Below are 20,111 nucleotides of genomic sequence, written 5' to 3'. Positions count from 1 at the left end.
ATTTCGCCGCTCCGTCGGGAAAACCGTTTGAAATCCACCACTCGGCGACGCGAACCTTTCACGGCTTGTCACCGCTCCTCTCCCGTCCTCCCTTCACCCCATCCCCTCGTCACCCCTTCCCTCCTGACACGAGCAACTGGGACGTCATGCAGATTCAAGACCTTCCGTACTCCGATCCGGGCGTCCCGGACGCACGTTCGGGTCCCCGATTCCTGTGGTGGCTCGGGCGGAACCAGCTGGCCGGACAGCTGAAGTCGCTCGCCTGGGGCATACTGCACTTCGTCTCCGTCTCGGCCCTGCCCTTCTGCGTCGGTCAGGCCGTGGAGGCCGTCGTCGAGCGCTCCGGCACCGAGCTCGCCCTGACGGGTGGTCTGATGCTGCTGTGCGGCACGGGAATCGCCCTCGGCGACACCTTCCTGCACCGGGCCGCCGTCACCAACTGGATCACCGCCGCCGCCCGCGTCCAGCAACTGCTGGCGCGCAAGGCTGCCCAGCTGGGCTCCGCCCTGACCCGACGGGTCGCGGCCGGCGAAGTGGTGGCCGTCTCCACCGGTGACGTCGAGAAGATCGGCTGGTTCGTCGAGGCCGTCTCCCGGTTCACCGCGGCCGCGCTCACGGTCGTCGTGGTCTGTGTCGCCCTCCTCGTCTACCAGCCCGCCCTGGGCGTGGTCGTCGCCGTGGGACTGCCCGTCGTGGCCCTCGCAGTGCTGCCGCTGCTGCCCCGGGCGACGCGCCGCGCCGATGTGCAGCGCGAGAAGGCCGGCCGGGCCACCGAACTGGCCTCGGACACGGTCGCCGGGCTGCGGGTGCTGCGTGGCATCGGCGGCGAGGAGCTGTTCCTCGACCGCTACCGCCGTGCTTCGCAGGAGGTGCGGCACGCCGCGGTGCGCAGCGCCCGGATGTGGTCGCTGATCTCCGCCGTCCAGGTGCTGCTGCCCGGACTGCTGCTCATCGCCGTCGTCTGGCACGGCGTCCACCTGGCCCGGCAGGGCCGCATCACCGTCGGCGAACTCGTCACCGTCTACAGCGCGGTCATGATCCTCAACTACCCGCTGCGGCACTTCGAGGAGATCGCCATGGCGTACTCCTTCTCGCGCCCCTCGGCCAAACGGGCGGCCCGCGTGCTGTCGCTGGAGCGGTCCACGGCCACCGAGGGCACCCTCGAGGCAGAGGTGCCGGGCGGCGACCTGTACGACCCCGGCACCGGTCTGCTCGCTCCCGCCGGCCGGCTCACCGCCGTGGTCTGCGGCGACCCGGACGCGGCGGGCAGACTCGCGGAACGGCTGGGCGGCCACCCGACCGAGCCGGGCCGTTCGGTGCTGCTCGGCGGGGTGGCGCTGGACAACCTCCCCCTGGACAGCGCGCGTACCGCCGTCCTCGTCCAGGACAAGGATCCGGTGCTGCTCTCCGGCACGCTGCGCGAGCTGCTCGACGTGCCCGCCTCGGGAGCCGTACGGGCCGCGGACGCGCTGGCCGCGGCGCAGTGCGGCGACGTCCTGGACGCGCTCGTCCAGGGATCGCTGGACGCCGCCGACCCGATGGACGCCCGCATCACCGAGCGCGGGCGGTCCCTGTCCGGCGGCCAGCGCCAGCGGCTCGCGCTGGCCCGGTCGCTGATCACCGACCCGGAGGTGCTGGTGCTGGACGAGCCGACCTCCGCGGTCGACTCGCACACCGAGGCACGGATCGCGGACGGACTGCGCCGGCTGCGCTCGGGCCGCACGACCGTGGTGTTCACCTCCTCCCCGCTGCTGCTCGACCGCGCGGACCGGGTCGCCCTGGTCCATGAGGGCGAGGTCGTGGCGGTCGGCGTGCACCGCGAACTGGTCGACAGCGAGCCGCGATACCGGGCCGTGGTCACCCGGGAGACGGACGACGAGCCGGCCTCGGCCGACGAGCGCGCCCTGGTGGGCGCAGGCCAGGAACTGGAAGAGATCGAGGAGAGCGCATGATCGGCGTAGCGCCGCCGGCGTACGACCCGGCGGCCCCGACGACCGCCACCACCCTGCCCGTCGGCGCGACCGCGACCGTGCGCGTCTACGTCACCGAGCTGTTCCGTCGGCACCGCCGGGCGTTCCTGCTGCTCATCGGCGTCAACACGGTGGCCGTGATCGCCTCCATGGTGGGTCCCTACCTGCTCGGCGGCCTGGTCGAGCGGGTGTCCGACCGGTCTCGGGTCCTTCATCTGGGCCTGACCGCCGGGCTGTTCGTGCTCGCGCTGGCCGTACAGGCCGTGTTCACCCGGCAGGTGCGGCTGCGCGGCGCGATGCTCGGCGAGCGGATGCTGGCCGACCTGCGCGAGGACTTCCTCATCAGGTCGGTCGGCCTGCCGCCGGGCGTGCTGGAACGGGCAGGGACGGGCGATCTCCTCTCTCGCATCACCACCGACATCGACCGCCTGGCCAACGCGATGCGCGAGGCCGTGCCACAGCTGTCGATCGGTGTCGTGTGGGCCCTGCTGCTGCTCAGCGGGCTCGTCGTCACGGCTCCGCCGCTTGCGGCGGCCGTACTGCTCGCCGTGCCGGTGCTCGTGGCCGGGTGCCGGTGGTACTTCAGGCGGGCGCCCTCCGGCTACCGCTCCGAGGCCGCCGGGTACGCGGCCGTGGCCGCCGCGCTCGCCGAGACGGTGGACGCGGGTCACACCATCGAGGCGCACCGGCTCGGTGCCCGTCGCGTCGCCCTGTCGGAGCGGCGGATCAAGGAGTGGACCTCCTGGGAGCGGTACACGCTGTGGCTGCGGTCCGTGCTGTTCCCGGTCATCAACGCCGTGCACATCATCGTGCTCGGCTCGGTCCTCATGGTCGGCGGGGCCTTCGTCCTGAGCGGCTGGATCGGGGTCGGGCAGCTGACCACCGGTGCGCTCATCGCGCAGATGCTCGTCGACCCGGTGAACCTGATCCTGCGCTGGTACGACGAGGTGCAGGTCGCCCAGGTGTCGCTGGCCCGCCTGGTCGGTGTGCGGGACATCGAGCCGGACGCCGGGGACGGCTCGCTGGCACCGGACGGGCGGGACCTGCGGGCCGACCGGGTCCACTTCGGCTACCGCGAGGGTGTCGACGTGCTGCGCAAGGTGTCCCTCGACGTCGCCCCGGGCACCCGCCTGGCCCTGGTCGGCCCCTCGGGCGCGGGCAAGTCGACCCTGGGCAGGCTGCTCGCCGGGATCTACGCACCCCGCGACGGCCGGATCACCCTGGGCGGCGCCGAGCTGTCCCGGATGCCGGCGGAACGCGTCCGGTCGCACGTCGCCCTGGTCAACCAGGAGCACCACGTCTTCGTCGGCTCCCTGCGCGACAACCTCCTGCTGGCCCGCACCACCGCCACGGATACCGAGCTGTGGGCGGCGCTGGGCGCGGTCGACGCGGACGGCTGGGCACGGGCACTGGACGAGGGCCTGGACACCGAGGTCGGCTCCGGCGGTCTTGCGCTCACCCCGGCACAGGCCCAGCAGATCGCGCTGGCCCGGCTGGTGCTCGCCGATCCGCACACGCTGGTCCTGGACGAGGCGACCTCGCTGCTGGACCCGCGCGCGGCCCGGCACCTGGAACGCTCGCTGGCCCGGGTACTGGACGGCCGCACCGTGGTCGCCATCGCCCACCGTCTGCACACCGCCCATGACGCCGACGTGATCGCCGTCGTGGAGGACGGCCGCATCAGTGAGCTGGGCAGCCATGACGCCTTGGTCGCGGCGAACGGCGCCTACGCGGCGCTGTGGCGGTCCTGGCACGGCTGAGGAGCCGGCGAGCGCTCGGGCGGCCGATGCCGCGGCGCAGCGCCCGCCGGCAAGACCGCCGGCGCAGTGCCCGCCGGCAAGGCCGCTCCCCGCGATCACCGCACCGCTGCCGACAGTGACCGGTTGCGCACCACCGGGTGCCGCAGGCACGGCTGCCGGACCCCCGGACGGCCTGGCCGCCGAGGGCGGGCGCCCGACGAGGGCCAGCGCCGGCCTTCGGCCCCGCCGCATCACGACGGAGCGGCACACAGCCGCCCCTCCCGGCACTTCGGGCAGCCGGGCCACGGGGCGCGCGAGGGCACGCAAGGGGGGTGTGATCGGTGCCGCGGCGCAGTGCCCGCCGGCAAGGCCGCTCCCCGCGATCACCGCACCGCTGCCGACAGTGACCGGTTGCGCACCACCGGGTGCCGCAGGCACGGCTGCCGGACCCCCGGACGGCCTGGCCGCCGAGGGCGGGCGCCCGACGAGGGCCAGCGCCGGCCTTCGGCCCCGCCGCATCACGACGGAGCGGCACACAGCCGCCCCTCCCGGCACTTCGGGCAGCCGGGACAGGGCGCGAGGGCACGCAAGGGGGTGTGATCGGTGCCGGTGGGAGACCGCCGGCAATGACCCGCGCCCGTGCCGTTGCGCGGTGCCGAGCAGGGGTGGAAGTCTGGAAAACGGCACAGGCGCGAGGAACGCCCCGGAACCACCCGCTTCACGGCGTGTGACCCTCGTCCTCGTGCCACGCGTGCCGGCGGCCCGCCGCCCCTCGCGGCGGCACATGGCCGTCCTCACCACCTGGAGGTACTCGTGGACAGCGCCGACGGCTGGGGGGACGACGTCTACCAGCCCGATCCCTCGGAGATCCGGGAGGACTCGGGGGTGCTCGACGTCGAGGACACACTGGACTTCGACGGCGTCGCCGACCCGCTCGACCGTGGCTGGTCCCCTCCCGAGCGGCCCTGGGCGGTGGAGCACATCGGGGTGACAGCGGCCGAACGCCAGGCGGGCGAGACCCTGGACCAGCGGCTGGCCGAGGAGCAGCCCGACCTCGTCGCCCCCGCCGGCGACGACATCGGTGACCGCGACAGCGACGGGGAACTCCTCGACAACGAGGTCGGCAACCTCCGCTCCGGCCGGCTGGTGGCCCCGGACGAAGGAGCGCACGAGGACGAGGAGGCCGCCCTCGTCGCCACCGACGTCGGCATCGACGGCGCGGCCGCCTCGGCGGAGGAGGCCGCAATGCACATCGTCGACGAGGATTCCCTGCCCGGCTGACCCGCCGTCCCCGGCGGGCCCGCCCACGCCCTGCCCGACCGCCCCGCCCGAGGAGCCGCCATGCAGCAGGACAAGCACCCCGACTACCACCCCGTGGTGTTCCGCGACCGCGCCGCCGGCTACGCGTTTCTGACCCGCTCCACCGCGCGGAGCGAGCAGACCATCGAGTGGGACGACGGCCGGACCTATCCGGTGATCGACGTGGAGATCTCCTCGGAGAGCCACCCCTTCTACACGGGCAAGGCCCGCACGGTCGACACCGAGGGCCGCATCGCCCGCTTCGAGCGCCGGTACGGCGAGGCGGGGGCCGGCGAAGCGACCTGAGCCCGCGGGGTACCTCAGATGACGTTGAGGGCCGCCGCGCAGCCCACGCCGCCGAGCAGCATGAACACGGGCATCAGCACCTTCAGCTCCACCCAGCTTCCGGCGCGGAACCGCATCACCTTGGGCGGACCCAGGGGGTACCAGCGCTTGCGGCCCACGGGGATCGGCCACAGGATCGGGCAGCCGGACACCGTCAGCGCGTCCCCGATGTCGTGCACCAGAGCGCCGAGCACGATCGGCAGCCCCAGCCACAGGTACTGCTGGCCCGGTGCCGTGAACAGCCAGTCGGAGCCGTTGCCCGGCTTGTCCAGGACGCCCGCGAGGATCCAGGCGGTGGTCGCCGCCAGCAGCCAGACCAGGACATCGCTGCTGGAGCCGCGTGCCGCCCGCCACAACAGTCCCTCGATCGCCAGCACCATGTGCACGAACAGGATCGCGAGCACGGCCCAGCGGCCCCCCGCGATCGCCGCTCCCGAGCAGCCGGCACCGATCAGGACCGCCCACAGCCAGGTGTGCGTGAGCGTACGGTGCCCACCGGAGCGGCGCGGGTCGCCCTTCATCCGGGTCGCCTTGTAGACGGCGTACGACAGCTTGTCCACGATCTCGCAGATCCAGCGCGAGATCGGCCCGAAGGCGCGCGAGATCGTGGCCGCCTTGTGGTCCAGATCGGGGGCGAGCGCGGCACCGGCGCAGATCAGGGCGCCGCACAGGAGTACCGGCCAGGGCATCGGGTGACCTGCCGCGGCGGCTGCCGCCCCGACGCCGAGCCAGGCCGCGGCCCCCGACAGTGAGTGTGCTGGTCCCATCATGGCCGCTTCCCGCCCCATTCCTCGTGTACCGCTGTCCAGTTGACCTGGTGCGCTGACATCCTGTCGGCGACACAGAGTAGCGGTCATGATCTTCCTGCCCGCAGCCGATTCCCCTCTCGGGGGCAAGGCCGGGCAAGATGGGGGCGTGACCCTCATCGATCAGCTGCCGCCGACCGCCGACCCCGACGCCCTGTACGAAGCCTTCGAGTCGTGGGCGCAGGAGCGCGGCCTCACCCTCTACCCCCATCAGGAGGAGGCGCTGATCGAGGTGGTCTCCGGGGCGAACGTGATCGTCTCGACGCCCACCGGCTCCGGCAAGAGCATGATCGCCGCGGGAGCGCACTTCGCCGCGCTGGCCCGGGACGAGGTCACCTTCTACACGGCCCCGATCAAGGCGCTGGTGTCGGAGAAGTTCTTCGAGCTGTGCAAGCTGTTCGGCACCGAGAACGTCGGCATGCTCACCGGCGACGCCTCCGTGAACGCCGACGCGCCCGTGATCTGCTGCACCGCCGAGGTGCTGGCGTCGATCGCGCTGCGCGACGGCAAGGACGCGGACGTGGGCCAGGTCGTCATGGACGAGTTCCACTTCTACGCGGAGGGCGACCGTGGCTGGGCCTGGCAGATCCCGTTGCTGGAACTCCCCCAGGCGCAGTTCATCCTGATGTCGGCCACTTTGGGCGATGTTTCCTTTTTCGAGAAGGACCTCACCCGTCGCACCGGCCGCCCCACGTCGGTGGTCCGCTCGGCGACCCGCCCGGTGCCGCTCTCCTACGAGTACAAGCTCACTCCGCTCACCGAGACGCTCACCGACCTGCTGCAGTCCAAGCAGGCTCCGGTGTACATCGTGCACTTCACGCAGGCGCAGGCCGTGGAGCGGGCCCAGGCGCTGATGAGCATCAACATGTGCTCGCGCGAGGAGAAGGACCAGATCGCCGAGCTGATCGGCAACTTCCGCTTCACCACCAAGTTCGGCCGCAACCTCTCCCGTTACGTCCGGCACGGCATCGGCGTCCACCACGCGGGCATGCTGCCCAAGTACCGGCGCCTGGTGGAGAAGCTCGCCCAGGCGGGCCTTCTGAAGGTCATCTGCGGCACGGACACGCTCGGTGTGGGCGTCAACGTGCCCATCCGCACGGTGTTGTTCACGGCTCTCACGAAGTACGACGGCAGCCGGGTGCGCACCCTGCGGGCGCGGGAGTTCCACCAGATCGCGGGTCGGGCCGGCCGAGCCGGTTTCGACACGGCGGGGCTCGTCGTGGCACAGGCGCCGGAGCACGTCATCGAGAACGAGAAGGCGCTGGCGAAGGCGGGCGACGACCCCAAGAAGCGGCGCAAGGTGGTGCGCAAGAAGGCGCCGGAGGGCTTTGTCGGCTGGACGGAGAACACCTTCCAGAAGCTGATCGAATCGGAACCGGAGCCTCTGACCTCGCGTTTCCGGGTGACGCACACGATGCTGCTGTCGGTGATCGCCCGCCCGGGCAACGCGTTCGAGGCGATGCGCCACCTCCTGGAGGACAACCACGAGCCGCGCAGGCAGCAGCTCCGGCACATCCGCCGGGCGATCGCGATCTACCGGTCGCTGCTCGACGGCGGAATCGTGGAGAAGCTCGACAAGCCCGACGCCGAGGGCCGTATCGTCCGGCTCACGGTCGACCTGCAGCAGGACTTCGCGCTCAACCAGCCGCTGTCCACATTCGCCCTCGCCGCGTTCGAGCTCCTCGACCCCGAATCGCCCTCCTACGCCCTCGACATGGTCTCCGTCGTCGAGTCCACCCTGGACGACCCGCGACAGATCCTCGTCGCCCAGCAGAACAAGGCGCGCGGCGAGGCCGTCGCCGCCATGAAGGCTGACGGCGTGGAGTACGAGGAGCGCATGGAACGCCTCCAGGACATCACGTACCCGAAGCCGCTGGAGGAGCTGCTCTTCCACGCGTACAACACCTACCGCAAGAGCCACCCGTGGGTCGGCGACCATCCGCTGTCGCCGAAGTCGGTGATCCGCGACATGTACGAACGGGCCCTGTCCTTCACGGAGTTGGTGTCCTTCTACGAGCTGGCCCGTACCGAGGGCATCGTGCTGCGCTACCTCGCCAGCGCCTACAAGACCCTCGACCACACCATCCCGGACGACCTGAAGTCCGAGGACCTGCAGGACCTGATCGAGTGGCTGGGCGAGATGGTGCGGCAGGTGGACTCCAGCCTGCTGGACGAGTGGGAGCAGCTGGCGAACCCGGAGGAGATGACCGCCGAGGAGGCCCAGGAGAAGGCCGACGAGGTCAAGCCGGTCACCGCCAACGCGCGCGCCTTCCGGGTCCTGGTCCGCAACGCCATGTTCCGCCGCGTGGAGCTGGCCGCCCTCGACCAGGTCGAGGAGCTCGGCGAGATGGACGCCGAGTCCGGCTGGGACGCCGACGCCTGGGGCGAGGCGATGGACAAGTACTGGGACGAGTACGACGACCTCGGCACCGGTCCTGACGCCCGCGGTCCCAAGCTGCTGGTCATCAACGAGGAGCCGGAGAACGGCCTCTGGCGCGTCCGCCAGATCTTCGACGACCCGAACGGCGACCACGACTGGGGCATCAGCGCCGAGATCGATCTCGCCGCCTCGGACGCCGAGGGCCGAGCGGTCGTCCGCGTCACCGATGTCGGTCAACTGTGAACCCTTGACGACCAGTTGTGTGATCAGTTGTGACCCCAGGAGAATCCCACCGATGACGACGAATCCGGCCGAGCGACTGGTCGACCTCCTCGACCTGGAGCAGATCGAGGTCAACATCTTCCGTGGCCGAAGCCCGCAGGAGTCGCTGCAGCGGGTCTTCGGCGGCCAGGTGGCGGGCCAGGCACTGGTCGCAGCCGGCCGCACCACGGACGGCGACCGCCCGGTGCACTCGCTGCACGCGTACTTCCTTCGCCCGGGCCGCCCGGGCGTGCCCATCGTGTACCAGGTGGAGCGGGTCCGCGACGGCCGGTCGTTCACCACGCGCCGGGTCACGGCCGTGCAGCAGGGCCGCACGATCTTCAATCTGACCGCCTCCTTTCACAAGCCCGAGGAAGGACCGTTCGAGCACCAGCTGCCGCCGGCCCGTGAGGTGCCGCACCCGGAGTCGCTGCCGACGGTCACCGAGGAGATCCGCAAGCACCTCGGCGCGCTGCCCGAGCAGCTGGAGCGGATGGCGCGCCGTCAGCCCTTCGACATCCGCTATGTCGACCGGCTGCGCTGGAACGCCGAGGAGATCCAGGGGGCCGAGCCGCGCAGTGCCGTGTGGATGCGCGCGGTCGGACCGCTCGGCGACGACCCGCTGGTGCACACCTGCGCGCTGACCTACGCCAGTGACATGACCCTCCTGGACGCGGTCCGCATCCCGGTCGAACCGCTGTGGGGCCCACGGAACTTCGACCTTGCCTCGCTGGATCACGCCATGTGGTTCCACCGGCCCTTCCGCGCGGACGAGTGGTTCCTGTACGACCAGGAGTCGCCGATCGCCACCGGTGGCCGGGGGCTGGCCCGCGGTCGCATCTACGACCTGCAGGGGCGTCTGCTCGTCTCGGTCGTCCAGGAGGGACTCTTCAGGTCCCTGTAGCGAGCCGACGGCCGGCCTGCGCCAGCGAGTTCAGACCCGCGCGGGCCGCGGCCTTCTCCCCCGCAGCCAGGCGCGCAGGCCTCGCTTGGTCCGGCTCGGGCACTGCTCGGCGCTGCGGTGTCCGCGGTGGGCCGACGACGGCGCGGCCGCGCGCATCACCGGTGTGCCGTGCCACTCGAACGCTCGGACCACGGGCGCGTCCGTCGGCTCGGGCAGCCCCGGTGGCGGTCCGCCACCGGGCCCGGACGCCGGCGTCGCCCGCCCGCTCTCCCGTCCGGGCGGTCCTGGCAGCGGCTCGGCCGCCCGGGCCACGGCCGGCTCCGTCCCGGGCTCCGACGACGTCGGCACCGCGGGCTCGGGGGGCCTTGTGACCGTGCGGGCCATGGGTGGGATGGGCCGTGCGACAGCTCGCTCGGCCGGTGCGGCGCGGCGGGCGGCCGGGCGCGGGGCCCGTGAGAAGGCGCGGGCCTCCTCGAGCACCTGGGCCAGTTCGCTGCGGAACCACTCGATCTCATCCGCGTCCTGCGCGATCGCGATCCGCTCGGCGAGGTGCGCCGCAGGGGATCCCGGAGTGCCCTGTCCGGGTGGCGCGGGCCGGAACCGATGCAGATGGGCACGCTCGTACGGATCCTTGACGACATCGGCGATCTCGACGGGCGGGAGGAACGCTGCCACGTCGCCGGCCCGAGCCCATGGCTCCTCTGCTTGCCGCATCAGGAACCCGAGATGGCGTCCCCGCCAGTTGCGGGCGCGCAGGTCCACCCCGGCCTCCAGCTGTCCCCGCAGGTTCTCGGGCGTACGCCCCTTGAGCAGGTGGGCGTTCTTGGTGTCCGCGGTGAAGTTGCACAGGTCCTCGGCCAGATACAGCCAGACGACGGCTCGGTACCGGTTCAGGTACCACTTCGCCGGCACCACCAGGCCCAGGCGGGCGAGACGGGTGAACCGTCCGGCCGAGATCTCCATGAGCGCGGCGCCCTCGGTGGTGCCGACCACCCGCACGCGCTCACGGAGGGTGTCCGGACCGCCCTCCCGTGCGCGAAGGCGGTCGATCTCCGCGCGCTCCACCCTGCGGCCTCCTCCGCCGCCCTCGTCGGGCAGGGTCCGGATGTGGCCGAGGTGCACGGCGAGGTCGAACTCGCCTCGTTTGAGCCCCAGTTCCCGAGCGGCATGGCTCGGACTACAGGTGGTGGGCCGGGGCGGGCCGAAGGTGCTTGCCGACATGGGTCGTACTCCCCCGTGGAGTCGTTGGCTCACGCCCTGCGCGCTCGCCGTGCACACACCGTAGCCAATGCGCGGCATGGCGTGGTGACCCTGTGGACAACTCCACGCCGCCTGGAGAAGGCGCAGGTCAGGCGTCTGCGGTGGGAGTGCGCTCGGGTTGTCTGGCGTCGACACCGAGGTGCTCGCCGACGCGATTGACGAGCAGTGTCATCTCGTAGGCGATCTGGCCGATGTCCGCCTCCGCTCCGCTGAGCACACACAGACAGCTGCCGGTGCCCGCCGCCGTCACGAAGAGCACCGCGTCGTCGTACTCGACCATGGTCTGGCGTACCCCGCCGGCGCCGAAGTGGCGGCCCGATCCCTTGGCGAGACTGTGCAACCCGGAAGCCACCGCGGCCAGATGCTCGGCGTCCTCACGACGCAGGCCCGTGCTCGCGCCCGTGACCAGCCCGTCGGTCGACAGGACCAGCGCGTGCCGCACGTCGTCCACTCGCTCGGTCAGATCGTCCAGGAGCCAGCCGAGTCCCTGGTTCTGCGCCATCTCCGTCTCCCCGTGTGATGTCTCCCCCTGGCTGGAGGAACTGCCCGCCAGCCTTCCCCACGTCCGGCGTCCGGGCAAGCAGGATGGGCGCATGGCACAGAAGATGACCGACGAGGAATGGCGGGCATTCGTCTCGCACGGCACCCGTACCGGCAAACTGTCCACCGTTCGCGCCGATGGGAGCCCTCATGTGGCCCCGATCTGGTTTCTGCTGGACGGGGACGAACTGGTCTTCAACACGGGCAAGGACACGGTAAAGGGGCGCAATCTCGCCCGAGACGGGCGAGTCGCCCTGTGCGTGGACGACGATCGGCCGCCGTTCCACTTCGTGGTGATGAACGGCCGCGCACGGCTGTCGGAGAACCTGGACGAGCTGCGTCATTGGGCCACCCGGATCGCCGCCCGGTACATGGGTGAGGACCGCGCCGAGGAGTACGGCGCCCGCAACGGCGTTCCGGGTGAGCTGCTGGTCCGGGTCCCGGTCGACCAGGTGGTGGCCGTGAAGGATCTGGCGGCCTGAGCGGCGGGGTCAGCCGACCGAGTCCAGGAGCCGGGCGGTGTGCATCCGCCCGGCGTACTCGACGAGCCGGATCAGGACTTCCTTGCCGGAGTCCCGGTCACGGGCGTCGCACAGCACCACGGGGGTGCCACGGTCGAGGTCGAGGGCACGTGAGACGTCGTGTGCGCCGTAGGTGCGTGCGCCCGCGAAGCAGTTGACGGCCACCACGAACGGGATGCGCCGGTGCTCGAAGTAGTCGACCGCGGGGAAGCAGTCCTCCAGGCGCCGGGTGTCCGCGAGGACGACGGCGCCGAGGGCGCCCTGGGACAACTCGTCCCAGAGGAACCAGAAGCGGTCCTGACCCGGTGTGCCGAAGAGGTAGAGGGACAGCCCGGAGCGGATGGTGATGCGGCCGAAGTCCATGGCGACGGTGGTGGTGACCTTGTGGTCCACGCCGTCGGTGTCGTCCACCAGCTGCCCCGCCTCGCTGAGGAGTTCCTCGGTGCGCAGCGGCCGGATCTCGCTGACGGCCCCGACGAGTGTCGTCTTGCCGACGCCGAATCCGCCGGCGACCAGTATCTTCAGCGCCAGGGCGGTGGTGTCGCCGACGGCTTCGGAGTGCTCGGTGACCATGATCACTTCTCTCGGGAGGGCCGGCTTCGGTCGGCGCCCGTCCGCTGCGGGCGCGAAGGCAGCATCATGACAACGGAGCCGCGCCTCGGGGCTGTCGGACCGGAATGCACCTGATGTGACCGACTCGCGTCCGGTCGGTGCCCGAACGCGTACGGAGCGGGATGCCGCATGGCGTACGGCGGCTTCGGAACGTTCATCTACAGCGCTCGCAATCCCGCGATGACCTCGCGCAGAATCCGCTCGTCGGGCAGGTGGGCCGGCGGCACCGGACGGCTGATGACCACGCAGCCGAGTTCCAGGAGGTCACCGAGGAGCACCCTGACGACGCCGACGGGAAGGTCGGCGTCCGCCGCGAGTTCGGCGACGGACTGCGTCTCCGTGCGGCACAGCTCGATCAGGGTCCGGTGTTCGGGGCCGAGCGCGGCCTCCTCCAGTGCCGGTGCCGCTGGATCGAGGGTGACCAGCGCGATCAGGTCGAAGCGCACCCCGGTGGGACCGGGCTGGGTGCGCCCGCCCGTCATCGCGTACGGGCGCACGAGTGGTCCGGCCTCGCCGTCGTACCACTGGCTCCCCGGCTCCCACGGACCGGCGCTCTCGTTCTCGGTCATCTGTGCCGTCCGTTCCCGTTCAGCCGGCTGCGGGCGGCTGCGCGGCGACCCGCGGCGGCGTGTACAGGTGCTCGCCGACCCGTTTGACCAGGCGCGCCATCTCGTAGGCGACCAGTCCGATGTCGGCGGTGACGGCGGTGAGCACAGCGAGGCAGGAACCGTCGCCGGCGGCGGCCACGAAGAGGAAGGCGTCGTCCATCTCGACCATGGTCTGCCGCACGCCGCCCGCTCCGAAGTGCCGTCCCGCGCCCTTGGCGAGGCTGTTGAATCCGGAGGCCACGGCGGCGAGGTGCTCGGCGTCCTCCCGCGCGAGGCCGCTGGAGGCGCCGACGGCCAGTCCGTCGTTGGAGAGGACGACGGCGTGCCGTACCTCGCTCACACGCATCACCAGGTCGTCGAGCAACCAGTCCAGTTCGCCGGAGCGCTGGCCGGCCCTCGTGTTCGGGTCCTGGATCATGCCGGGTCTCCTTCGCTGCTGTCTCTTCCCGTTCCGGGGTCCGGGGCGGCGCCGCGCCCGGGCTGTCTGCCACCGCCACGAGCCCAGCCGTCGCGGTAGGCCGCCATGCGGTCCCGTACGAGTTCTGGGGTGCGCCGTTCGTCACTGTGCCGTGCGGTCTCCTGCGCCGGCGCTTCGGTGCGCTGCTGCCGCAGCTGCGGTGCGAGGCTCGCCTGGCGCACACGGCGTGGGAGGTCCTCGGAGCTCTCGGAGTCGTCCGGCGGTCGGTGCAGCCTCAAGGCGGTGACTCCGGGGGGTGGGGTTTCGTCGCCGGTTGTGCCTTGCGGGCCCGGCTGGTCGACGACGCCGTACGGGCCGGGCGCGGTGGCCGCGAGGGCAGGCCGGTCCGACCGTGCGGCGACGGCCTCTTGAGGTGGACGGGCGCCGGGCACGCGCGCGTACTCCCGTTCCAGCTCCTGAGGGGACTGCTTCCCTTGGCGGGAGGGACGTTCCTCCGGACCGCTGTGCAGCAGCGCGGTGGGCAGCAGGACGACCGCGGTGGTTCCTCCGTAGGGGGAGGTCCGCAGATGCACCTTGACGTCGTGCCGGGAGGCGAGCCGGCTGACCACGAAGAGTCCGAGCCGGTCGCTGTCGAAGAGGTCGAGGGCCTCCGACTGCTCGATGCGGCGATTGGCCTCCGCGAGGGTCTCGGCGCCCATGCCGAGTCCCCGGTCCTCGATCTCCAGGGCGTAGCCGTTGCCCACGGGCTCGCCGGTGACGCGCACGCGCGTGTGGGGCGGGGAGAACTGGGCGGCGTTCTCGACGAGTTCGGCGAGCAGGTGGGTGAGGTCGGCTACGGCGGCCCCGATGACCTGGGCTTCGGGGAGCTGACGTACCTCCACGCGCGCGTAGTCCTCGACCTCGGACACGGCGGCCCGTACGACGTTGGTCAGGGACACCGGCATGCGCCAGGCCCGGCCGGGTGCGGCGCCGGAGAGGATGATCAGGCTCTCGGCGTGCCGCCGCATGCGCGTGGTGAGGTGGTCCAGGCGGAACAGGTCGCTCAGTTCGTTGGGGTCGTCCGAGCGGCGCTCCATGCTGTCCAGGAGACTGAGCTGGCGGTGGACCAGCACCTGGCTGCGGCGGGCAAGGTTGACGAAGACGCCGGAGATGCCGCTGGCGAGTTCGGCGCGTTCCACGGCGGCGCGCAGGGCGGCTCGGTGGACGGTGGTCAGCGCTTCCGAGACCTGCCCCGTCTCGTCCTCCGCGGGTGGTCCGGCGGGCGCCTCCGCCTGGATGTCGATCTCCTCGCCCGCGCGCAACCGGCGCATGGCCTCGGGGAGTTTGCGGCGGGCGATCTCCAGGGCGTCGTTGCGCAGGCTCACGAGTTCGACCACGAGACCGCGTCCGATGCGGACGGAGATGACGAGGGAGGCGGCGACGGCGGCCAGTCCCAGGAGCACCGCGGCACCGGCGGGGCTGAGCAGGCCACGTGCGAACGGGTCGGCACGGCCCGCGACCGCCCGGCCCGTGTCCGCCGCGATGCCCTGCATTCCGTCCTGCACGCGCGCGTGGGCGGCGTTCCAGACGGCCTGCTGTGCCGCGTCGGCCGGCCTGCCGCCGGGCCCGGCGGTGATGATCCTGTCCTCGGTGGCGCCCAGGGCCGTATAGGTGTCGCTGCGGGCCAGGTCCTGCCAGGCGGCGCGCTGGGCGGCGGGCAGATCGGCGACGGCGGCCTCGGTGAGCGTACGGCGCGCGGCGACGGCGGCGCCGAACAGCCGTAGCCGTTCGCCCTGCAGTTGCCCGGCGGTCCGCGCACTGCCGAGCAGGGTGTCCTCCTGGGCCAGTGCCTCGGCGGCCCGGCTGAATTCGAGCAGCACGCGCGCGTCGGAGCCGAGGTCGGCACGCTGGATGCTGGTGAGGGCGCCGTCCACGGCGAAGGCCGCGCCGATGGTCTTCGTGTACTGCGCGTACACCGCCTCCCAGCCGGCCTTGCGGTCGAGTACGGCCGTGCGCAGGGCGCGCAGGTGCTCGGCGCCGGTGACGAAGGAGCCGAGGCGCCCCTGGGTACCGGGGGGCAGTTCCTCGCTGTCGGCCACGGTGTTGTGGTCGCCGAGCCGCAGCTTGGCCACCGCCTGGTCGGTGCGCGCGGCCAGACTGCGCAGGTCGCCGCCGTCGCTCGTGCCCGGTGCGGTGGCGTAGCGCACGGCTGCGGTGCGTTCGGCCTGGAGGGCGGTGACGGCCGCGGCCACCGGGGTGCGCAGTTCGGCGTCGACCCGCTGGGACTGCCGCAGCCGGGCCACGTCCTGGGCGGTGGTGACGGTGGCGTACGCCCACAGGGCGAGCAGGGAGACGACCGGCACCATCAGCAGGCTGACCACTTTGGCGCGCACCGTGCGGGGGCGCAGGTGCCAACGGCTGCCGGGCGCACCTGCCTTGGCCGACTGCGTGCCGAGCGGGCGGTCGGCTCCCTCGTCGGCGGGTGGGCCGGCGTGTGCGCGGCGGCCGCGCGGCGGGTGGGCCGGGGTGCCGGCTTTCGGGGTGGTACGGGGTGGGCGCATGGCCTCCTCGCTCGGGACGTGGGTCGGGGCGCTCGGGCCGGGCTCCCGCTAGCGGGCGATGCTCTCGACGGGACGCTGCGCGGAGGCGGACGCCTGCCGCTCGTCGGCCGTGGGCGAGAGGGCGACGAAGGCCGAGGTGATGAACAGGTAGGACCCGAGGCCGACGGCGAGGGGGAAGATGAACTGCATCGCCGTGGCCCCGGGCAGGGTCTCGCCGGAGGGGTGCACATGCACGCTCACCGCGAACATCCCGGTGTAGTGCATGCTGCTGACGGCCGCTCCCATGACGAGGGAGGCGACGGTGACCGCGAGGGGCGACTTGATGTTGAGGCCGGCCCACAGTGCCGCGGTCGCCGCCACGACGGCGATCAGCACCGACACTCCGACGTGGACGGGGTCGTACCTGATGTCGCCGTGCAGCCGGACCGCCGCCATGCCCAGGTAGTGCATGCTGGCGACGCCGATCCCGGTGGTGAGTCCGCCGAGCAGGAGCGCCCGGGTGCGGTCGCGGCTGTAGCCGACGGCGAAGACGCCGGCGCAGACGACGACCATGGCGACGAGGAGACTGAGGATGGTCAGCGGCACGTTGTAGCGGATGTCGGTGCCGCTGACGCGGAAGCCGAGCATGGCCACGAAGTGCATGGTCCAGATGCCGGTCCCGATGGCGGAGGCCGCGGTGACGAGCCAGTTGCGGCGCGAGCGGCCGGTGGTGGCGAGCGCGCGGACGGTGCAGCGTAGTCCGAGCGCGGCGCCCACGCAGGCCATGACGTACGACAGCGCGGGGGTCAGCCAGCCGAAGGCGGCGTGGTCCAGGTGTCCCATGGCCAAGGGACGCTAGGGGGGCATGGGCGCACAAAGGGGGCGCATTTCGAAAGCTGTTGGAATATGACACCTGGATGCGACAGAACGATCGACTCCGGCCCGAACATGTGCACCTACGTATCCCCCACGACGGTGAGGAATTATGCGGAACATGAGCGACGACCACACACACGTGCAGGAGTTCTTCACCGCCCGTGCGGCCGACTGGGACAGCCGGTTCCCCGACGACGGCCCCGCCTACGCGGCGGCCGTCGCCGATCTCGGGCTGCGGCCGGGCGACCGCGTGCTGGACGCGGGCTGCGGGACGGGGCGCGCCCTGCCGCCGCTGCGCGCCGCCGTCGGCGCGTCCGGGGTGGTGCTGGGCGCCGATCTGACGCCGGCGATGCTCGCGGCCGCCATACGGGCGGGCCGGGACCGGGAGGGACGGCTGCTGCTCACGGACGTCGCCGCGCTGCCGCTGCGGTCCGGGGCGCTGGACGCCGTGTTCGCGGCCGGCCTGATCGCCCATCTGCCAGATCCGGAGAAGAACCTGCGTGAGCTGGCCCGCGTGGTACGACCCGGCGGCATCCTCGCGCTGTTCCACCCCATCGGGCGCGCGGCCCTGGCGGCACGTCAGGGCCGGCAGATCACACCCGACGACCTGCGCGCCGAGGCCAACCTCCGCCCGCTGCTGGCCCGTTCGCGGTGGAGCATGACGTCCTACGTCGACGAGGACGCCCGTTTCCTCACCCTCGCGGTGCGCGCGGGCTGAACGCCGCCCTGCTGGGAGCCGGGCAGCTCAGTCCGTACCGGCGACGGCCGCCACGAAGGCGTCGGGGTTGTCGAACATGACATTGTGCCCGGCACCCGGCACCGTCACCACGCGCACCCCGGCGGCTTCCAGGCCCTCCCGCCCCGCCAGTTCGCCGCTCAGCTCACCCTGGAGAAAGACCCGCTCCACGGGCAGCTTCTCCAGGATCGTGCGCATCACCGGGTCCGAGCCCCGGCACAGGCCGACGGCGCTGCGGTGCAGGGCGCGCGGGTCGGCCAGCCGCATGGTGGCCGCCCACAGCGGACCGACGGCCTCGAGCACGCGCGCGTGCTGCTCGTCGACGAACTCTTCCTCTTCGTAGGCGGCGATTCCGCTGCTGGCGGCCGTGAGCGGAGGGAAGGCGTCCAGGTTGGCCTCGGTGAGGACCAGCCGCGAGACGAGGTCGGGCCGCCGGTGAGCGAGCACGATGGCGACGGCGCCACCCATGCTGTGCGCGATCAACTCGGCGCCTCGGACGCCGGCTTCGTCCAGCGCGACCGCCACCGCGCGGGCATGCTCCTCCAGCGTGTACCCGAAGGTGCCGGGCCGGTCGCTGATGCCGTGTCCCGGCAGGTCCACGAACAGGCTGCGCCGGCCCGCGAGTTCGGCACGGGCCGCGATGTGGGCGTGATAGACGGCGGACATCGAGCCGAGCCCGTGCAGATACACCCGCGCGGGCTCCTCCCCCGGCGTCTCGGTCCAGCGGATCCGGCTGCCCTCACGGTCGAACACGGCCTGCTTCATGTCGCCCTCCCTGACGTCATCCGGCGTTCCGACCATACATCGGATGCGAGGTATAGCGTCAAGGGAGTATCAACTTGGCGAGGTACCCGGTCGCGCGCGAGAATGCGGCCGTGCTCGAACTCGCCATCCTCGGTTTCCTCTACGACGCCCCGCTGCACGGTTACGTCCTGCGCCGGCACATCGCAGCCCTCACCGGTCATGTGCGGCCCGTCGCCGAGAGCACGCTGTACCCGGCGATCAAGCGGCTGGAGAAGGCGGGCCTGCTGGTCCGGGCCACCGAGCCGGGCGCCGTGGCCGCGCCGCGTCATGTGCTGCGGCTGACCGAGGAGGGCAGGCGTGAGCTCAGGCGCCGGCTCGCCGATCCCGCGCAGCGTGAGATCACCGATGAGAACCAGTGGTTCACGCTGCTCGCATTTCTGCGGCACCTGGAGGATCCGGCCGCCCAGGCGGCCGTGCTGCGGCGCCGGCTGGCCTTCCTGGAGGAGCCGGCGAGTTTCTTCTACGCCGGCGACCGGCCGCTGCGCGCCGAGGAACTGGACGATCCGTTCCGGCGCGGTGTCCTCACCATCGCCCGTGCCACGAGCCGGGCCGAACTGACCTGGCTGCGCGACACCCTGGCCTCACTCGGCGACGTCGGCGGCTGAGGTGTCCCGGTTCCGCACCGGGCAGCCACGCAGCCCGGGGACCGGGCGGGTGCCCAGGTCGGCGACCCGGTAGCCGTCCGGATAGCCCTTGACCTCCCGGTTCTGCCGTGCGAAGTGCGGGGCACGGCGGGGTGGCAGCAGCCGGACGCACCGGCCACGCGCGCGTACCGCCCCGCGTACCAACGCGGAGGTGGCCGCGCCGGGCGGGGTGTACCGGAAGGCGCGCAGCAGGGGTTCGTCGAGCAGGGCGAGCGTCGCGGTACGCAGCAGCGGCGCCAGAGGGCGCGGATACCAGGACGCCATCAGGTCGAGCGTGGCGTCCGACACCCGCCGGGACTCCTCGGCCCAGCCGAAGTGTTCCTCTTCGTACGCGTCGAGGAGCGCCTCGAACTCCTCGTACGTCTCGGGGATACCGGGAATGCCCATGTGCCGGCCGAGGGTGCGGTAGTACTCGGTGCCGGCGACGATCTCGTGCCGCGACAGCCGCCGCCAGCCGTAGGCGTCGATCCAGCGCCTCGGCATCACGACGAAGGTGCTCAGCACATACCGCATCTCGTCGTCACCGATGTCGTAGCTGCGGTGCATCTGGTTGATGCGGCGGATCGCGCTGCGGCCCTCGTCGGTGGCGAAACCGTGCTCGACAACGGTGTCGAGGAGCAGCACGGTGTCGTCGTACCGCTTCTGGGTGCGCTCGGTCAGCTCTGCCGTCCGCGCGAGCAGCCGCCCGATGCTCGGCACTGCGTACGTGCGGTACAGGGCCAGCTCCAGGGCGCGGGTGTAGTCCCAGGGGAACTCGAACGCCACACTGAGCCGGTAGATCTCCAGAGCGTCCGCCACCGGGTCCAGCCGGCGGATCTGCCGGAGCCGCTCGAAGCGCTTCACCATGCCGTCCCCCTTCTGCCACGGAA

Annotated in this window: 19 protein-coding genes; 9 read left to right on the top strand and 10 right to left on the bottom strand. The window is 71.9% G+C overall.

What is annotated here, in order from left to right; translation table 11 throughout:
- Positions 1-146 precede the first annotated feature (146 nt).
- The 4 genes from FB563_RS30095 (at position 147) to FB563_RS30080 (ending at position 5,314) form a co-directional block, all read left to right on the top strand.
- Entirely contained in the window at positions 147-1,952 is a 1,806-nt protein-coding gene (locus FB563_RS30095) for an ABC transporter transmembrane domain-containing protein (protein ID WP_055707313.1), read from the top strand.
- A complete protein-coding gene (locus FB563_RS30090) occupies positions 1,949-3,730 on the top strand; it encodes an ABC transporter ATP-binding protein (protein WP_055707312.1) in 1,782 nt (593 codons plus the stop codon). The genes FB563_RS30095 and FB563_RS30090 overlap by 4 nt, the downstream gene beginning before the upstream one ends.
- Positions 3,731-4,522: 792 nt before the next feature.
- A complete protein-coding gene (locus FB563_RS30085; RefSeq protein ID WP_055708889.1) occupies positions 4,523-4,990 on the top strand; it encodes a DUF5709 domain-containing protein in 468 nt (155 codons plus the stop codon).
- A 60-nt stretch (positions 4,991-5,050) separates the two neighbouring features.
- On the top strand, positions 5,051-5,314 hold the full coding sequence (locus FB563_RS30080) for a type B 50S ribosomal protein L31 (RefSeq protein WP_055708888.1): 264 nt from the start codon (positions 5,051-5,053) through the stop codon (positions 5,312-5,314).
- Positions 5,315-5,328: 14 nt separating this feature from the next.
- On the opposite strand, the gene FB563_RS30075 is transcribed toward FB563_RS30080, so the two are convergent.
- Entirely contained in the window at positions 5,329-6,123 is a 795-nt protein-coding gene (locus FB563_RS30075) for a metal-dependent hydrolase (protein ID WP_055708887.1), read from the bottom strand.
- 145 nt (positions 6,124-6,268) lie between these two features.
- Here FB563_RS30075 and FB563_RS30070 point away from each other — a divergent pair, with 145 nt between their 5' ends.
- Both FB563_RS30070 and FB563_RS30065 read left to right on the top strand, forming a co-directional pair.
- Entirely contained in the window at positions 6,269-8,782 is a 2,514-nt protein-coding gene (locus tag FB563_RS30070) for a DEAD/DEAH box helicase (protein ID WP_055708886.1), read from the top strand.
- 52 nt (positions 8,783-8,834) lie between these two features.
- Entirely contained in the window at positions 8,835-9,704 is an 870-nt protein-coding gene (locus tag FB563_RS30065) for an acyl-CoA thioesterase (protein ID WP_055708885.1), read from the top strand.
- A 30-nt stretch (positions 9,705-9,734) separates the two neighbouring features.
- On the opposite strand, the gene FB563_RS30060 is transcribed toward FB563_RS30065, so the two are convergent.
- Both FB563_RS30060 and FB563_RS30055 read right to left on the bottom strand, forming a co-directional pair.
- Positions 9,735-10,925, bottom strand: coding sequence for a DUF6397 family protein (locus FB563_RS30060; protein WP_411573213.1), 1,191 nt, complete (start codon positions 10,923-10,925; stop codon positions 9,735-9,737).
- 127 nt (positions 10,926-11,052) lie between these two features.
- Complete coding sequence (locus FB563_RS30055) at positions 11,053-11,466, bottom strand: roadblock/LC7 domain-containing protein (RefSeq protein ID WP_055708884.1); 414 nt, start codon at positions 11,464-11,466, stop codon at positions 11,053-11,055.
- A 91-nt stretch (positions 11,467-11,557) separates the two neighbouring features.
- On the opposite strand from FB563_RS30055, the gene FB563_RS30050 reads away from it, so the two are divergent.
- Positions 11,558-11,986 (top strand): PPOX class F420-dependent oxidoreductase, encoded by a 429-nt coding sequence (locus FB563_RS30050; RefSeq protein WP_055708883.1) that lies wholly within the window; start codon positions 11,558-11,560, stop codon positions 11,984-11,986.
- A gap of 9 nt (positions 11,987-11,995) precedes the next feature.
- Here FB563_RS30050 and FB563_RS30045 read toward each other — a convergent pair whose 3' ends face one another.
- The 5 genes from FB563_RS30045 to FB563_RS30025 form a co-directional block, all read right to left on the bottom strand.
- Entirely contained in the window at positions 11,996-12,598 is a 603-nt protein-coding gene (locus FB563_RS30045; protein ID WP_055708890.1) for a GTP-binding protein, read from the bottom strand.
- A 197-nt stretch (positions 12,599-12,795) separates the two neighbouring features.
- Positions 12,796-13,206, bottom strand: coding sequence for a DUF742 domain-containing protein (locus FB563_RS30040; RefSeq protein ID WP_055708882.1), 411 nt, complete (start codon positions 13,204-13,206; stop codon positions 12,796-12,798).
- 19 nt (positions 13,207-13,225) lie between these two features.
- Positions 13,226-13,663 carry a roadblock/LC7 domain-containing protein gene (locus FB563_RS30035; RefSeq protein WP_055708881.1) on the bottom strand — a complete coding sequence of 146 codons (438 nt, stop codon included), beginning with the start codon at positions 13,661-13,663 and terminating at the stop codon, positions 13,226-13,228.
- Complete coding sequence (locus FB563_RS30030; RefSeq protein WP_208766316.1) at positions 13,660-16,203, bottom strand: sensor histidine kinase; 2,544 nt, start codon at positions 16,201-16,203, stop codon at positions 13,660-13,662. The genes FB563_RS30035 and FB563_RS30030 overlap by 4 nt, the downstream gene beginning before the upstream one ends.
- Positions 16,204-16,251: 48 nt before the next feature.
- Positions 16,252-17,025 (bottom strand): MHYT domain-containing protein, encoded by a 774-nt coding sequence (locus FB563_RS30025; RefSeq protein ID WP_142218996.1) that lies wholly within the window; start codon positions 17,023-17,025, stop codon positions 16,252-16,254.
- A 151-nt stretch (positions 17,026-17,176) separates the two neighbouring features.
- Between FB563_RS30025 and FB563_RS30020 the strand changes: the two genes are divergently transcribed.
- Positions 17,177-17,776 carry a class I SAM-dependent methyltransferase gene (locus FB563_RS30020; protein WP_055708292.1) on the top strand — a complete coding sequence of 200 codons (600 nt, stop codon included), beginning with the start codon at positions 17,177-17,179 and terminating at the stop codon, positions 17,774-17,776.
- A 27-nt stretch (positions 17,777-17,803) separates the two neighbouring features.
- Here the strand turns inward: FB563_RS30020 and FB563_RS30015 are convergent, their stop codons facing one another.
- Positions 17,804-18,559, bottom strand: a complete 756-nt coding sequence (locus FB563_RS30015; RefSeq protein ID WP_055708283.1) for an alpha/beta fold hydrolase — start codon at positions 18,557-18,559, stop codon at positions 17,804-17,806.
- Between the two features lie 110 nt (positions 18,560-18,669).
- Here FB563_RS30015 and FB563_RS30010 point away from each other — a divergent pair, with 110 nt between their 5' ends.
- Positions 18,670-19,203 carry a PadR family transcriptional regulator gene (locus FB563_RS30010; RefSeq protein ID WP_055708293.1) on the top strand — a complete coding sequence of 178 codons (534 nt, stop codon included), beginning with the start codon at positions 18,670-18,672 and terminating at the stop codon, positions 19,201-19,203.
- On the opposite strand, the gene FB563_RS30005 is transcribed toward FB563_RS30010, so the two are convergent.
- On the bottom strand, positions 19,180-20,085 hold the full coding sequence (locus FB563_RS30005; protein WP_055708294.1) for an oxygenase MpaB family protein: 906 nt from the start codon (positions 20,083-20,085) through the stop codon (positions 19,180-19,182). The genes FB563_RS30010 and FB563_RS30005 overlap by 24 nt on opposite strands.
- Positions 20,086-20,111: the final 26 nt, after the last annotated feature.

The organism is Streptomyces puniciscabiei (assembly GCF_006715785.1).
GTDB lineage: Bacteria > Actinomycetota > Actinomycetes > Streptomycetales > Streptomycetaceae > Streptomyces > Streptomyces puniciscabiei.
The sequence above is the reverse complement of the archived record's forward strand: the minus strand, read 5'-3'. Positions and strand labels throughout refer to the sequence as shown.